This is a genomic window from Arthrobacter sp. PvP103, assembly GCF_017833075.1.
GTDB lineage: Bacteria > Actinomycetota > Actinomycetes > Actinomycetales > Micrococcaceae > Arthrobacter.
In genome coordinates, this window is sequence record NZ_JAFIBQ010000001.1 from 1179227 (window position 1) to 1193591 (window position 14365).

At 65.2% G+C, this 14365-nt stretch carries 14 protein-coding genes; 4 read left to right on the top strand and 10 right to left on the bottom strand.

Features of this window, described 5'->3' with window-relative positions:
- Nucleotides 1-8 precede the first annotated feature (8 nt).
- The 4 genes from JOE41_RS05435 (at nucleotide 9) to JOE41_RS05450 (ending at nucleotide 3680) form a co-directional block, all read left to right on the top strand.
- Nucleotides 9-848: a hypothetical protein gene (locus JOE41_RS05435; protein WP_209751293.1), complete on the top strand. Its 840-nt coding sequence runs from the start codon at nucleotides 9-11 to the stop codon at nucleotides 846-848.
- A gap of 30 nt (nucleotides 849-878) precedes the next feature.
- Nucleotides 879-1346: a Fur family transcriptional regulator gene (locus JOE41_RS05440; protein ID WP_011692907.1), complete on the top strand. Its 468-nt coding sequence runs from the start codon at nucleotides 879-881 to the stop codon at nucleotides 1344-1346.
- A gap of 26 nt (nucleotides 1347-1372) precedes the next feature.
- A complete protein-coding gene (locus JOE41_RS05445) occupies nucleotides 1373-2872 on the top strand; it encodes a catalase (RefSeq protein ID WP_209751295.1) in 1500 nt (499 codons plus the stop codon).
- 172 nt (nucleotides 2873-3044) lie between these two features.
- Nucleotides 3045-3680, top strand: a complete 636-nt coding sequence (locus JOE41_RS05450) for a DUF2461 domain-containing protein (RefSeq protein WP_209751297.1) — start codon at nucleotides 3045-3047, stop codon at nucleotides 3678-3680.
- 44 nt (nucleotides 3681-3724) lie between these two features.
- Here JOE41_RS05450 and JOE41_RS05455 read toward each other — a convergent pair whose 3' ends face one another.
- From JOE41_RS05455 to JOE41_RS05500, 10 genes are all read right to left on the bottom strand, one after another.
- On the bottom strand, nucleotides 3725-4597 hold the full coding sequence (locus JOE41_RS05455; protein WP_209751299.1) for an ABC transporter ATP-binding protein: 873 nt from the start codon (nucleotides 4595-4597) through the stop codon (nucleotides 3725-3727).
- Entirely contained in the window at nucleotides 4587-5360 is a 774-nt protein-coding gene (locus JOE41_RS05460) for an ABC transporter permease (RefSeq protein ID WP_011692911.1), read from the bottom strand. The genes JOE41_RS05455 and JOE41_RS05460 overlap by 11 nt, the downstream gene beginning before the upstream one ends.
- Complete coding sequence (locus JOE41_RS05465; protein ID WP_209751301.1) at nucleotides 5357-6199, bottom strand: ABC transporter permease; 843 nt, start codon at nucleotides 6197-6199, stop codon at nucleotides 5357-5359. The genes JOE41_RS05460 and JOE41_RS05465 overlap by 4 nt, the downstream gene beginning before the upstream one ends.
- On the bottom strand, nucleotides 6196-7182 hold the full coding sequence (locus JOE41_RS05470) for an ABC transporter substrate-binding protein (protein WP_209751303.1): 987 nt from the start codon (nucleotides 7180-7182) through the stop codon (nucleotides 6196-6198). The genes JOE41_RS05465 and JOE41_RS05470 overlap by 4 nt, the downstream gene beginning before the upstream one ends.
- A 177-nt stretch (nucleotides 7183-7359) precedes the next feature.
- A complete protein-coding gene (locus JOE41_RS05475; RefSeq protein ID WP_209751305.1) occupies nucleotides 7360-7965 on the bottom strand; it encodes a TetR/AcrR family transcriptional regulator in 606 nt (201 codons plus the stop codon).
- 48 nt (nucleotides 7966-8013) lie between these two features.
- Complete coding sequence (locus JOE41_RS05480; protein WP_209751307.1) at nucleotides 8014-9561, bottom strand: amino acid permease; 1548 nt, start codon at nucleotides 9559-9561, stop codon at nucleotides 8014-8016.
- Between the two features lie 175 nt (nucleotides 9562-9736).
- A complete protein-coding gene (locus JOE41_RS05485; protein WP_011692916.1) occupies nucleotides 9737-10144 on the bottom strand; it encodes a DUF779 domain-containing protein in 408 nt (135 codons plus the stop codon).
- Entirely contained in the window at nucleotides 10144-11166 is a 1023-nt protein-coding gene (gene adhP / locus JOE41_RS05490) for an alcohol dehydrogenase AdhP (RefSeq protein WP_011692917.1), read from the bottom strand. The genes JOE41_RS05485 and adhP overlap by 1 nt, the downstream gene beginning before the upstream one ends.
- Before the next feature lie 92 nt (nucleotides 11167-11258).
- Nucleotides 11259-12782 (bottom strand): aldehyde dehydrogenase family protein, encoded by a 1524-nt coding sequence (locus tag JOE41_RS05495; protein WP_209742932.1) that lies wholly within the window; start codon nucleotides 12780-12782, stop codon nucleotides 11259-11261.
- 123 nt (nucleotides 12783-12905) lie between these two features.
- A complete protein-coding gene (locus JOE41_RS05500; RefSeq protein WP_011692919.1) occupies nucleotides 12906-14306 on the bottom strand; it encodes a GAF domain-containing protein in 1401 nt (466 codons plus the stop codon).
- Nucleotides 14307-14365 lie beyond the last annotated feature (59 nt).

Here is a 14365-nt window from a genome sequence, read left to right on the forward strand (position 1 = left end):
GAATGCACATGCAGTTGTCCAGACGGCTGCTTTTCGGCTCGGCGGTCTGGGAGGTCACCCGGCCGCGCACTCCGCTGACGGCCGGCCACCTGATGATCCGCCTGAGCAATCCGGCAACGACCCTGGACCACAGGTCGGCGGCCGACTGGCTGCGCTGCCACAACGCTGCCCGAAGGGCACTGGCCGATGTTCTCGGGGCGGACACCTGCACCCTGCTTTTTGCGCATCGCTGGCATGCGCTCGGCGCCGCTATCGGCGAACCTGCCGCGGAGTCATCCACCCCCACGTTCCACCTGTTCGGCCGCTGGGACGGCGAACCGGTCACCCCCGCCGGTCAGCTGTCCCTGCCGGCGCAGCGCCGGAAGCCGGCGCCGGACCAGGAACTGGACAAGTACGACGCCGGGCTCCGCACCGCGCTGCTGAAAGCGGCAACTGCCTCGGTGGACGGGACGGCGGACGGGACACCGGACTTCGCGGCTGACGGTGCCGGTTCGGCAGACATCGCGGAAGGCGATACGGAAGCCGCCCAGGAACAGGAGGCGCCGCTTCCCGCCATCCGGGCCTGGGCGCCGTCGTCCCCTGCGGGCTCGGACCACACCGTCCTCGCACCGGAACGGACCATCGGTTCCGTGGAGGATGTGACCCCACGGGAACTGCTCGCCCTGGCCGCGGCGCTGGAAGCTCTGGCGCTCCGGCAGGCTGTGACCGGCCTCAGCTGCCTGGTTCCTGACACTGCCGTCACGGCCGGCCGGCTCGAACTGCACGCACTGGGCCGCTCTGCCGGTGAAGCCGTCAACCCGTTTGAAATGTTGCTGCGGTCTCCGGAGATTAGCCCAGCCTTATTGTGATTTAGTCATAATAAGTGCTTGAATGGGGCTATGACAGTTCACGAGGCAGGCCAGGATGCATGGGCAGCCGCCCTGCGCGCCCACGGCCGCCGGGTGACCAAGCAGCGGCTGGCGGTCCTCACCGCCGTCGAACGCCACCCGCACTCGCCGGCCGAAAGCATCCTCGCCGCCGCGCGTGAAGAACTGCCTGAAATGACCGCACAGTCCGTTTACGTGGTCCTCGGTGACCTCACGGACCTGCATATGCTGCGCCGGTTCGAACCGCCCCATTCCCCCGCGCTGTACGAGACGCGGGTGGGCGACAACCACCACCACGCCATCTGCATCAGTTGCGGACGGGTGGAGGACGTGGACTGCGCCGTGGGCCATGCGCCCTGCCTCACGCCGCACTGGGATGAAAATTCCGAGCCGATGACCATCCAGATCGCTGACGTCATGTACCAGGGCATCTGCCAGGACTGCCAGCGCACCCAAAAGCTACCCGCCGAACGAAACTAAGCAAGAAACCCAACCAAAGGAGAAAGATGACTCTGAACATCTCTGCGCCCGCTGTGTCCACCACACAGTCCGGTGCTCCCGTCACTTCCGATGCTCACTCGAAGGCTGTCGGCGCTGACGGCGCCATCATCCTGACCGACCACTACCTGGTCGAGAAGCTCGCCCAGTTCAACCGCGAGCGTGTCCCGGAGCGCGTAGTCCACGCCAAGGGCGGCGGCGCGTTCGGTAAGTTCACCACCACCGAGGACATCTCCAAGTACACCAAGGCCGCCTTCCTGCAGCCGGGCGTGGAAACCGAAATGCTGATCCGCTTCTCCTCGGTGGCCGGCGAGAACGGCTCCCCCGACACCTGGCGCGATCCCCGCGGCTTCGCCGTGAAGTTCTACACCTCCGAGGGCAACTACGACCTCGTGGGCAACAACACCCCCGTCTTCTTCATCCGCGACGGCATCAAGTTCCCGGACTTCATCCACTCCCAGAAGCGCCTGCCGGGCACCCACCTGCGCGACGCCGACATGCAGTGGGATTTCTGGACCCTGTCCCCCGAGTCCGCACACCAGGTGACCTGGCTCATGGGCGACCGCGGCCTGCCGGCTTCCTGGCGTGAAATGCAGGGCTACGGCTCGCACACCTACCAGTGGATCAACGCCGAGGGCGAGCGCTTCTGGGTCAAGTACCACTTCAAGTCCAACCAGGGCGTCAAGACCATCACGGGCGACCGCGCCGAAGAGCTGGCCGGCTCGGACGCGGACTTCTACATCCGCGACCTCCAGGAGAACATTGCCGCCGGCAACTTCCCCTCCTGGGACCTGCACGTCCAGGTCATGCCGTACGAGGATGCCAAGACCTACCGCTTCAACCCGTTCGACCTCACCAAGGTGTGGCCGCACTCTGACTACCCGCTGATCAAGGTGGGCACCATGGAGCTGAACCGCAACCCGGAGAACTACTTCGCGCAGATCGAGCAGGCCACCTTCGCGCCGTCGAACTTCGTTCCGGGCATCGCCGCTTCCCCGGACAAGATGCTGCAGGCCCGCATCTTCTCCTACGCCGATGCACACCGCTACCGCGTGGGCACCAACCACGCCCAGATCCCGGTGAACCAGCCGAAGAACCAGGTCAACAACTACAGCCAGGACGGCGCCGGGCGTTACCACTTCAACGCCCCGTCCGTTCCGGTCTACGCCCCGAACTCGGTTGGCGGCCCCGCTGCTGTTGAGCCGCAGAACCCTGCCGGCGGCTGGGAGAACGACGGCGAGCTGACGCTCTCCGCCCACTCCCTGCACGCTGAGGACAACGACTTCGGCCAGGCCGGCACGCTGTACCGCGACGTGTTCGACGACGGCGCCAAGGCCCGTCTGCTGGACACCATCACCGGTGCGGTGGGCGGCGTGAAGAACGCCGGAATCAAGGAACGCGCCATCCAGTACTGGACCAACGTTGACGCCGACCTCGGCGCCAAGCTGCGCGCCAACCTGGGCGCCGGCCAGACCGAATCCGACGCCGAGGCAGCCAACAAGCTGTAGCCTCCTCCGGCGGCGCCCCGGGCGCCCCCGGCTGTGATTCATGGGAACACCCCGCTGCGGACATCCGCGGCGGGGTGTTCTGCTCTTTCCGTTGTGCGGCTCTTACCCCTGTTTTCCACATACGCGCCACGGGCCACTGGCCGGGCCGCCGGAGCCGCCCTAGGCTCACTGCATGACCACATTCCAGGGCATCCCCGCCGCAGCATTCGGCTTCTATGCCGAACTTGAGCAGAACAACAACCGGGAGTGGTGGCTCGGACACAAACGCCGGTACGAATCGCTCGTCCGGGAACCGCTGGCGGCCCTGCTGGCCCAGCTGGAGCCAAGGTTCGGCCCTGCGAAAATCTTCCGGCCGAACCGGGACGTCCGATTCTCCCCCGACAAATCCCCCTACAAGACGGCCCAGGGAGCGCTCGCGTCCTTCCAGGAAGGCGTGGGGTACTACGTACAGCTAAGCGCCGACGGCCTCCTGGTGGGAGGCGGCTGCCATTCGAGCTCGCCCGCCCAGCTGGCCCGCTTCCGGAACTCGGTGGACGCCACCGGGACCGGAGAGTCCCTGGCGCAGATCGTGCGCAGGGTCAGCGAAGCGGGATTCACTGTGGAGGGTGAACGGCTCAAGACCGTGCCAAGGGGCTTTCCGCGGGACCATCCCCGGGCGGAGCTCCTCAAATACAAGTCGCTGTCCGCAGCCAAGGCCCTCGGTGAGCCTGACTGGCTCGCCACGCCCGCAGCCGCGGAGGAAGTTTCCCGGCTCTGGGAACAGCTCCGGCCGCTCGTTGAATGGGTGGGCCGCCACGCCGCACCCTGAGCTTTGTGACGGCGGGCTCTGCGGGCCTTGCGACGCCTGGCGGGCTACGGAGTGTCGGAGGCGGAGGTCGCTGTCGTTGGAGCCTGCGCCGCTGATGAGGCAGCCGCCGGGCGGTGGCCTCTCTTGGCCAGCTGGATCTGCTCATAGACGTGGTGCCGCAGCTCGGTAAAGCGTGGCAGCGAACGGGTGTTCAGCTGGTCACGCTCTGCCGGAAGGTCGATCACGATGTCTTCCTGGATGACCGTCGGAGAGCTGGAAAGGATGATGACCCGCTCCCCCAGGTAGACCGATTCATCGATGTCGTGCGTCACGAAGAGCACCGTTACGCCGAGTTTCTTCCATACGACCCGGATCAGGTCTTCCAGGTCGGCCCGGGTCTGGGCATCCACGGCGGCGAACGGTTCGTCCATCAGCAGGACCTCCGGCTGGTAGGCAATGGCCCGGGCGATCGCCACGCGCTGCTGCATGCCGCCGGAGAGCTGCCAGGGGTAGGACCGCGGAACGCCGGATAGGCCCACGGCCTCGAGGGCCTCATCCACCAGCCTGTCGCGCTCGGCCTTCGGCATCCCCTGGTTCTTCAGCGGAAGTTCCACGTTGTCGCGAACCCGCATCCACGGGAACAGCGAGCGTCCGTATTCCTGGAACACCACGGCCATCTTTTTCGGAGGACCGGTCACCCGCTTGCCGTCGAGCAGGACTTCTCCCTCAGTCGGGGCCATCAGGCCGGAAATGCATTTCAGGAGCGTGGTCTTGCCGGAGCCCGAGGGGCCAACGAGGCACGCCAACTCGCCGGCGCGCAGGTCGAAAGTGAGGTTCCGCACGGCCTCGATGTCGCCGCCGTCGGTCTGGTACACCTTCTTCACCCCGCGGACGGACAGCATCGCTTCCTGGGCCGCTTGAGTTGAGTCAGGCTGCATTTTCTACCTCTTTCTGGCCGTGGTACCAGCGCAGGATGTTCCGCTCGGCCCACTGGAAGATGAATGACATGCCAACACCCAGCAGGCCCAGGACCACAATGCCGGACCACATCTCCGGAATGGCGAATGAGCGCTGGAACTGGACGATGGTGAAACCCAGGCCCGAGGACGAGGCGAACATCTCGGAAATCACCATCAGGATCAGCCCGAGGGACATCGACTGGCGGACGCCGGCCATGATTTGCGGGCTGGCCGAAGGCAGGACGAGGTAACGGACCCGGGCCCAGCCGTCGATGCCGTAGGTATGGCTGGAATCGGAGAGCACCGGGTCGACGGCGCGGACGCCCTCAATGGTGTTCAGCAGGACCGGCCAGACGCACCCGGAGATGATGACGACAACTTTCATGGAGTCGGTGATGCCCATCAGCAGCATCAGCACCGGCACCAGGACCGGAGGGGGGATGGCGCGGAAAAACTCCAGCGTCGGTTCCAGCAGCGCGCGGAGCCATCTGACCGATCCGATCAGGACCCCGCCGACGACGCCGATCACGATCGCCGCGATCACGCCCACGGCGAGCCGTCCTATGCTGGGCAGCACGTCCGTGAGGAAACGCTCGCCGAACCAGACCTTGCCAAACGTTCCGACCAGGCTGGCCGGCGTGGGGACAAAGAAGTTGACCGGCCCCAGGGTGGAGGACCACCAGACCAGGACCAGCAATACCGGCAGTCCCAGCAGGAAGCCGAAGTTCTTCAAGACCTTCATACGATCACCTCGGAACGGACCGACGAGTGCCAGGCAAGGGTCTTCTTCTCAATGAAACGCATCAGGATGTTGATCAGCACGCCGATCAGCCCGGTGGCGAGCACCAGGGCGTACATGCCGGAGATTGCGCCGCCGGACTGGGCAAGGGCGATCTCCCGGCCGAGTCCCGGGGATCCGATCACAAGTTCGGCCGTGATGGCCAGGACCAGCGCCACCGCGCCCGCCAGCCGCACCCCGGTCATCAGGTATGGCAGGGCCGTGGGAAAGACGACGTAGCGGATGCGGGCCATCCTGCCCAGGCCGTACGTCTTGGCCGTGTTGTTGGCGACCATGTCGACGTCGGCCACGCCGTAGAGGACCTGTATCAGGACCTGCCAGAAGGACGCGTACACAATCAGCAGCAGCGACGACTCGATCTTCACGCCGAAGAGCAGAACGGCCAGCGGGATCAGGGCCACCGAGGGGATCGGGCGGAGGAATTCAACGGTCGAATTGGTGGCCTTCCGGAGGAAGTTGCTGGAGCCGATAATGAAGCCGAGCAGCAGGGCCGCCGCCACGGCTATCAGGAGGCCCAGGAACCAGGCCTTCATGGTCTCGCCGACCGCAACCCAGAAGGCGGTGAGTCCGAAGTCGGCAACGAGCGCGGCGATGACCTCACTCGCGGGCGGCAGATAGCGCTCATCGATGATGCCGAGCCGGGGAATCAGCTCCCAGGTGCCCAGGAACCCCAGGATCCCAGCGACCCCGAGCAGTTGTTGTGTTGGTACCTTACGGACCCGCCGGTAGTGCCGCTCCGCGCCGGGAGCGGCACTACCGGAGGTTGGAGCCTGTGAACTCACGGGAGGAGTTCGTCTGCGTTCGGAGCCTTGGTCAGCGTGCCGTAGCTGGCGGCGGCGTCGCCGAGGGTCTTGAACGCATCCTTGTTGAAGTCGACCCGGTACCGCGGCAGCACAATCTTGGCCCGGGCAGCCTCGTCGATCTTCGTGTAGGTGCCCACGATGTCGCGGACCTCCTGCGGGTGCTGCTGCGCATATTCAAGCGATTTGTTCATGGCACGGGTGAACTTCTGCGTGAGCTCAGCCTTGCCCTTGATGGTGTCTCCCTTGGTGAAGTAGCCGGCGATGTCCAGCTCCGGGCTCATCTCGACGAAGTTCCAGGAAACCACTTTGCCGCCTTCAGCCACGGCCTTGGACAGGAAGGGCTCAAGGATCCACGCCGCATCCACCTGCTTGTTGGCCAGGGCCGCCGGGGCGTCCGGGAAGGCCACCTCGACGAACTTCACGCTCTTGGGGTCACCGCCGTCCTTTTCGACGACCGACTTGATGGTGGTGTCGCCGATGTTGGAGAGGTTGTTCACCGAAACGGTCTTGCCTGCGAGGTCTTTCGCGGACTGGATGCTTGAGCCTGCCGGCACGACGACGCCGCCGATGTCCTTGCCCTTTTCCCCGGTGGTGGACGCACCGTTGGCGACGAATTTCAGGTCAAGGCCCTTGTCCTTGGCGACCATCACCGAGATCAGATTTGAGAACGCGAAGTCGAAACTGCCACTGACGACACCGGGGACGATCGCCGCACCGCCGGTTGCGGTCTGGATGTCCAGCTGGAGGCCCTCTTCCTTGAAGAAGCCCTGCTTGTCTCCGAGGTAGATGGGGGCGCAGTCGACGATGGGAATGACACCGACGCTGACCTTCGTCAGGTCCGAACCTCCACCGGCGGTGCCCGAGGCAGTTCCGCCTCCCGTGGAACTGGGCGAGCCACTTCCGCAGGCCGACAATCCCAGAACAGACGCGGCTGCCAGAACGGCAATAAATCGACGTTTCATGTTCACTCCTTTGTGCCCACTGACCGGGAGCGCTGACTCCAAGCCACAGCCATTCGCCATTCGAACAGCTGTTCAACAATCGGATCTAAGCGAATGTGAGGTCAACCACATCTGCTTAGGGCTCATTGTTACAGCTCTGAGACGGCGGGGTAAGGGCCGGCTGCCCCTGTTGGGAGGTCAGACGTGCTGGCCGTCCGTGGCGAGGCGGTGTTCAAGGTTCGAGAAGAACACGGCCACCATCAGTTCGAAGGCCTTGGTGGCTTCCTCTGGCTGGTTCATCACCACAAAATCGAACTGTAAGCCGTAGAAAGTGGAGGTGAAGAGGCGGGCGTCAGTGTCTGCATACTCCGGCCGGATGCCCTGCACCACCAACCAGTCGCGTGCTTTTTCGTGGAGCATGCGGAAGTGGTCCTGGGCTGTCCCGCGGGGCGAGGCCGCCACAACGTCCTGCGCCGTGGCCTCGAACTCAAGCCTTGCGAGGTGGCGGTTGCGCTGGGCCATGGTCCACTGCCAGGACTCCATCAGGAAGGACCGCCACGCTTCCCGGTCGATGTCACGCACGTCGGTAGTGCGCATGCTGTCCAGCCTGGATTCGATTGAGCGGATGATCTCATTGACCAGTTGTTCCCGGTTGCCGAAGTGGTAGACCAGCACGTACGAGCTGATGCCCAGGCCCTCCGCGAGGCTCCGGAAGGTGAGCTCGGCCAGGGTCTTGTCCATCAGGTAGTCCTGAATGGCAGACAACAGCTCCACCTTGCGTTGCGGTTTAACAGCTCTGGCCATGACTCCATCTTATGGAGTCATGGCCAGAGCTAATTCCGGGGCCGGAGGTCAGGGGCGGGTAAGCGCATCCTCATCCTTATCCGCCACTGCCTGCGGGACGCCATTGACGGCGGCCTTGGCCGCAGCGAACTTCTCGTTCAACCGGGAGTGCCGCTGGCCGTAGGCGAAGTAGATGGCCACACCGATGACGAGCCAGATGGCGAAGAAAATCCAGGTCTCCACCGCGAGGTTTGTCATCAGGTACAGGCACAGGAGGGCGGACACCACCGGGATAACCTTGCCGAACGGCACGCGGAACGCCGGCTTCAGGTCCGGGCGCTTCTTCCGCAGGACCAGGATGCCCAGGCTCACCATCACAAAGGCGGACAACGTGCCGATGTTGATCATTTCCTCGAGCAGATCCACGTTGGTCAGGCCGGCCACGACGGCCACTGCCGCGCCGCAGATCACCTGGAGGCGGACCGGCGTCGCACGGATGGTGCTGGTCTTGGACAGCGAGCGCGGCAGCAGGCCGTCGCGGCTCATCGCCAGGACCACCCGGGACAGGCCCATGAGCAGGACCATGATCACCGTGGTGAGGCCCACCAGGGAGCCGAAGGCGATGACCTTGGCGGCGTCGGTGTTGCCTACGGCTTCGAACGCGGTGGTGAGGGTTGGGTTCTTGGCCTCCGCCAGCTGCGTGTAGGACACCATGCCGGTCAGGGCGAGCGACACGAGGATGTAGAGAACGGTGACAATGGCCAGGCCGCCGAAGATGCCGCGAGGCAGGGTCTTCTGCGGGTTCTTGACCTCTTCGGCCGAGGTGGCAACAACGTCGAATCCGATGAAGGCGAAGAACACGAGCGCCGCGCCGGCAAAGATGCCCAGCGTGCCGTATTGCGCCGGGACGGCTCCGGTCAGGAAGCCGAAGAAGGACTGCTTGAGCACGTCGGCGGTGCCGGAGGCTGCAGTCGGTTCGGAGGCGGGAACGAAGGGCGAGTAGTTCTCGAACTTCACGTAGCTGAAGCCCACCACGATCACGAACAGCACCACGGCGATCTTGATGAGGGTGAAGATGTTGCCCACGCGGGCGGACAGCTTTGTCCCGAGCACCAGCAGGACGGTGAAGACGGCCACGATCAGGAATGCGCCCCAGTAGAGGTCGATTCCGCCGAGCGAGATGGAGGGCGGAATGTCCACGCCCATGAGGGCAAAGACCTTGCTGAGGTAAATGCCCCAGTACTTGGCGATCACGGCACCTGCCGTGAAGAGCTCCAGGATGAGGTTCCAGCCGATAATCCAGGCCAGCAGTTCACCCATGGTGGCGTACGTGAAGACGTAGGCGGAACCCGCGACCGGAATGGCCGTGGCAAATTCTGCGTAGCACATGATGGCCAACGCGCACGTGACCGCAGCAATGGCGAAGGAGATCGTCACAGCGGGGCCGGCGAAGTTCGCAGCGGCCTTGGCTCCGACGGAAAAGATCCCCGCGCCGACAGCAACGGCGACACCCATGATCATGAGGTCCCACGTGCTCAGGGAACGCTTCAGCTTGCGTCCGGGTTCATCGGCGTCGGCGATCGACTGCTCGATGGATTTCGTCCGGAAAAGGTTCATAGGAAAGTCCACAATCTCGATAGCTTGCTGGAAACAGACTTATCAAGAGTAGTGTCCATCCAGTGGACGGTCACATTTATCCCGGATAGTGAGACGGCGAAAAGCGCGGACGGACAGTTGGGACCCCTCGCAGGAGGGGCCCCAACGGTACGTCCGCGCTAGTGGACTCAGGCCCTCAGACCGGCCAGTCCATCAGCGTTGACCGGATCAGGAACCGCTTGCCTTCCGGTGCCTCCACCGAGAAGCCGCTCCCCCGGCCCTGGACCACGTCCACGGTCAGGTGCGTGTGGCTCCAGTAGTTGAACTGCTCCCGGGACATCCAAAACTCGAGCGTCTTCGGCTCCACGCCGTCGGCGATGTCGAACAGCCCCAGGAGCACATCCGCTTCGGCGGTGATGAAGTCCCCCGCCGGATAGCACATGGGCGAGGAGCCGTCACAGCAGCCGCCGGACTGGTGGAACATCAGCGGCCCGTGCTGGATCCAGAGTTTCCTGAGCAGATCCACAGCCGGTTCGGTGAGCGCCACCCGGGAGAAGTCCTCCCCGGGCAGCGTCACCGCGGCGTCAAGCCTCGTCTTTGCCATCAGTATTTGATGACCACGCGGCCGTCGATCTTGGCGTGCTTCATCTCGTCAAGAACCGCATTGACTTCCGAGAGTTCACGGGTGGATACCGTGGGGTGGATCTTGCCCTGGGCGTAGAAATCCAGGGCCTCCTCCAGGTCCTGCCGGGTGCCCACGATCGAGCCGCGGACGGTCAGGCCCTTGAGCACAATCTCGAAGATCGGTGCCGGGAAGTCGCCCGGCGGCAGGCCGTTGAACACAATCGTCCCGCCGCGGCGGGCCATCCCGATGGCCTGTCCGAAAGCTGACGGGTGCACCGCCGTGACCAGGACTCCATGGCAACCTCCGGTTTCGCGCTGGATGACTTCCGCCGGATCTTCGTGCAACGCGTTGACGGTGAGCTCAGCGCCGTGTTTCTTGGCCAGGGCGAGTTTGTCGTCCGCGATATCCACGGCGGCCACCCGCAGGCCCATGGCCACGGCGTACTGCACGGCGATGTGGCCCAGGCCGCCGATACCCGAAATGGTGACCCACTGGCCCGGCTTGGCCTCGGTCATCTTCAGTCCCTTGTAGACCGTGACGCCGGCACAGAGCACCGGGGCGACCTCCACGGGGTCGGAGCCCGCCGGAATCCGGGCGGCGAAGCGGGTGTCAACGAGCATGTACTCGCCGAACGAGCCGTCCACGCTGTAGCCGGCGTTCTTCTGCGCTTCGCAGAGGGTTTCCCAGCCCGTGCGGCAGTACTGGCAGTCGCCGCAGGCGGACCAGAGCCAGGCGTTGCCCACTAGGTCCCCGACGGCCAGGTCGGTGACACCCTCGCCGAGGGCGACCACTTCGCCCACGCCTTCGTGGCCCGGGATGAAGGGCGGTGTCGGCTTGACCGGCCAGTCACCCTCCGCGGCGTGAAGGTCGGTATGGCAGACCCCGGTGGTGATGACCTTGACCAGCGCCTCGCCACGGCCCGGAGTGGGAACGGGGAGGGATTGGATCTGGAGGTCTTTTCCGAATTCAGTTACTACGGCAGCTTGCATTGTCGTCGTCATTGGCGAAATCCTTGCGTCGTTGAAGCATTGCTTGGGTGGCGCGGGCGGGGACGGATCAGTGCTAATCAGTCCCCGCCCGGGTTCAGTGCGGCTTAGAAGAAGCCGAGTTTGTTTTCGTTGTAGCTGACCAGGAGGTTCTTGGTCTGCTGGTAGTGGTCCAGCATCATGGAGTGGTTCTCACGTCCGATGCCGGAGGACTTGTAGCCGCCGAACGCGGCACCGGCCGGGTAGGCGTGGTAGTTGTTGACCCAGACACGGCCCGCCTGGATCTCACGCCCGGCGCGGTACGCCACGTTGCCGTTGCGGGACCAGACGCCGGCGCCGAGGCCGTAGAGGGTGTCGTTGGCGATGCCCATGGCGTCGTTGTAGTCGCTGAAGCGCGTCACGGACACCACCGGCCCGAAGATCTCCTCCTGGAAGATCCGCATCTTGTTGTGGCCTTCGAAGACGGTGGGCTGGACGTAGAAGCCGCCGGCCAGGTCGCCGGGAAGCTCGGCGCGGGCGCCGCCGGTGAGCACCTTGGCACCCTCCTGCTTTCCGATGTCGATGTAGGAGAGGATCTTCTCGAGCTGGTCATTGGAGGCCTGGGCGCCCACCTGGGTTTCGGTGTCCAGCGGGTTGCCCTGGATCATCTTCTCCACGCGCGCCACGGCATCGGCCATGAAGGAGTCGTAGATGTCCTCCTGGACCAGGGCGCGGGACGGGCAGGTGCAGACTTCGCCCTGGTTGAACGCAAACAGCGCGAAGCCCTCCTGCGCCTTGTCGTAGAACGCGTCGTCCTTTTCGGCAACGTCGTTGAAGAAGATGTTCGGGCTCTTGCCGCCCAGCTCCAGGGTGACCGGGATCAGGTTCTGGCTGGCGTACTGGCTGATCAGGCGGCCGGTGGTGGTTTCACCGGTGAACGCGATCTTGCGGATCCGGGGGCTGGAGGCCAGCGGCTTGCCGGCTTCGACGCCGAAGCCGTTGACCACGTTGATGACACCGGCGGGAAGGATGTCGCCGATGAGCTCCATCAGGACCAGGATGGACGACGGCGTCTGCTCGGCCGGCTTGAGGACCACGGCGTTGCCGGCGGCCAGGGCCGGGGCGAGCTTCCAGACGGCCATGAGGATGGGGAAGTTCCACGGAATGATCTGGCCCACGACGCCGAGCGGCTCGTGGTAGTGGTAGGCCGTGGTGTCATCGTCAAGCTGTGACAGGCGGCCTTCCTGGGCGCGGACCGCGGAGGCGAAGTAGCGGAAGTGGTCGGCAGCCAGCGGAATGTCCGCGTTGAGGGTTTCGCGGATCGGCTTGCCGTTGTCCCAGGACTCGGCCACGGCGAGCATCTCGAGGTTCTCGTCGATGCGGTCGGCGATCTTGTTCAGGATGGCTGCGCGCTCGGCAACGGAGGTCTTGCCCCACGAGGGTGCGATCTTGTGCGCGGCGTCCAGGGCCAGCTCGATGTCTTCGGCCGTGCCGCGGGCCACCTCGCAGAATGCCTTGCCGGTGACCGGGGTGATGTTCTCGAAGTACTGGCCCTTGACGGGAGCCACCCATTCGCCGCCGATCCAGTTCTCGTAGCGGTCCTTGAACGTAACCTTCGAACCTTCGGTACCGGGCTGTGCGTAGACAGTCATTGCTAGCTCCTTTGCTGTGCAGATGATGAGCGGCCTGTGCTGGCGGCCGCCGTTGCATTCAGCGTAGGAGCAGGGAGGTTGCAGTCAGGTTGCAACCTGAGTGACGCAGCTCACGTTGGCGGGTCAGGCGCTGAGTTCCGTTTCCAGCCGTTCGAGATCGGCGACGACGGCGGCCCGCTTGGGTGAGCGCGGCGGCAGGAGCTTCAGCGCGGCGAGGCGGACGCCGACGTCGTCCTTTGCTTCCGGGAGTTCCGCGTACTTCAGCAGCGCATCAGCGCTGCCGTCGGTCAACACCGCTTCGCGCAGCAGCGAGGAAACGCGGTCCCGGAGTTCCACGATGCCCGGAGCTTCGGACCGCGGCAGCACAGCGCCGCGGTAGATCTCCAGGGCGATGCGGTGCGCCCCGCGCTGCAGGCAGTTCAGGACCTGGCTGGAATCCGGCATGAGATCCATGGGCAGCCGGTACGGGCGCGAGCCGGGGACGGCTTCCGGGCTGAGCTGTTGCAGGACCTTGCGCAGCCGCACCATCTCCGGGCGCAGCGTCATGGAAGAGCCGTCTCCCGGGTAGAGCAGGGTGCAGAGTTCCTCCGCGCTGAGCCCGTCCGGATGGACGCTGAGGAGTGCCAGGATTTCGCTGTGCCGGGCCGAAAGCGCCACGGTGCGGCCTTCGATGCTGAGCAGGGCCTGGTCGCGGCCCAGGAGCTGGAGGCTGTTGCGGTAGAGGCTGCCTTCCGCAGCGGATGCGGTCCGTGCCGCCGAAGCCTGGGTCCGCCGTCGTGCCGGCGCTGCCTGGCGCGCCGCCGCCAGCTGGAGCCGTTCCACGCGCAACTGGGCCTGGGCCGCCGCAACCGTGGCCTCCACTAATGACAGCGTGTGGGGCGCGACGGCTGACTCGGTGCCGGTGATGTCCACAACACCCAGCAGGGCGCCGGAATCGGGGTCGTGGAACGGCACTGCCGTGCAGCTCCACGGGTGGACGGAACGCTTGTAGTGTTCGGCGCCGGCAATCTGGATGCTGCGGCCCACGGCCAGGGCGGTGCCCGGGGCACTGGTGCCCACACTGGCCTCGGACCAGTCAGCGCCGGCCACGAACATCATGCCCTCTGCCCGGCGCTGCATCACGGCGTCGCCCTCCACCCACAGGAGCCGGCCCACTTCGTCGCCCACGGCAACCAGCAGGCCGCTGTCGTGGCTGGGGAGGACCAGGAGTTTATGGATGACTGGCATGATGGTGGCCAGGGGGTGCTGCCTGCGGTATTCCTCGAGCTCTTCCTGGTCCAGTGCCAGGGGCGCCTCGGGGTTGTCCGGGTTCGCCCGGAACTGGACGGACCGCTGCCAGGATTCCTCCACCAGGCTGCGCAGTCCGGGCACGCGCACACCCGCAGGGCCGCCCGCGCTGCCCGCACCCAGCGGTCCCGGTCCGGCCAGCAGCTCGTGGCCTGCCAGGGCATCGCGCTGGAGCAGAGCCGCAGCGTCGTACCTGTCTGCGGTGCCCGCGACAGCCGGCTGCATGATCTTCCTCATTGGACTCCCCTGCCTGCACAACGGTGTGCCAGGCGTGACGGCATGCCGAAGTGGCTTGG

Excerpts from the sequence above, each read along its gene's own strand:
- JOE41_RS05435 (WP_209751293.1), top strand. The coding sequence starts at position 9 with ATGCAGTTGTCCAGACGGCTGCTTTTCGGCTCGGCGGTCTGGGAGGTC.
- JOE41_RS05440 (WP_011692907.1), top strand. The coding sequence starts at position 879 with ATGACAGTTCACGAGGCAGGCCAGGATGCATGGGCAGCCGCCCTGCGC.
- JOE41_RS05445 (WP_209751295.1), top strand. The coding sequence starts at position 1,373 with ATGACTCTGAACATCTCTGCGCCCGCTGTGTCCACCACACAGTCCGGT.
- JOE41_RS05450 (WP_209751297.1), top strand. The coding sequence starts at position 3,045 with ATGACCACATTCCAGGGCATCCCCGCCGCAGCATTCGGCTTCTATGCC.
- JOE41_RS05455 (WP_209751299.1), bottom strand. The coding sequence starts at position 4,597 with ATGCAGCCTGACTCAACTCAAGCGGCCCAGGAAGCGATGCTGTCCGTC.
- JOE41_RS05460 (WP_011692911.1), bottom strand. The coding sequence starts at position 5,360 with ATGAAGGTCTTGAAGAACTTCGGCTTCCTGCTGGGACTGCCGGTATTG.
- JOE41_RS05470 (WP_209751303.1), bottom strand. The coding sequence starts at position 7,182 with ATGAAACGTCGATTTATTGCCGTTCTGGCAGCCGCGTCTGTTCTGGGA.
- JOE41_RS05475 (WP_209751305.1), bottom strand. The coding sequence starts at position 7,965 with ATGGCCAGAGCTGTTAAACCGCAACGCAAGGTGGAGCTGTTGTCTGCC.
- JOE41_RS05480 (WP_209751307.1), bottom strand. The coding sequence starts at position 9,561 with ATGAACCTTTTCCGGACGAAATCCATCGAGCAGTCGATCGCCGACGCC.
- JOE41_RS05485 (WP_011692916.1), bottom strand. The coding sequence starts at position 10,144 with ATGGCAAAGACGAGGCTTGACGCCGCGGTGACGCTGCCCGGGGAGGAC.
- adhP (WP_011692917.1), bottom strand. The coding sequence starts at position 11,166 with ATGACGACGACAATGCAAGCTGCCGTAGTAACTGAATTCGGAAAAGAC.
- JOE41_RS05495 (WP_209742932.1), bottom strand. The coding sequence starts at position 12,782 with ATGACTGTCTACGCACAGCCCGGTACCGAAGGTTCGAAGGTTACGTTC.
- JOE41_RS05500 (WP_011692919.1), bottom strand. The coding sequence starts at position 14,306 with ATGAGGAAGATCATGCAGCCGGCTGTCGCGGGCACCGCAGACAGGTAC.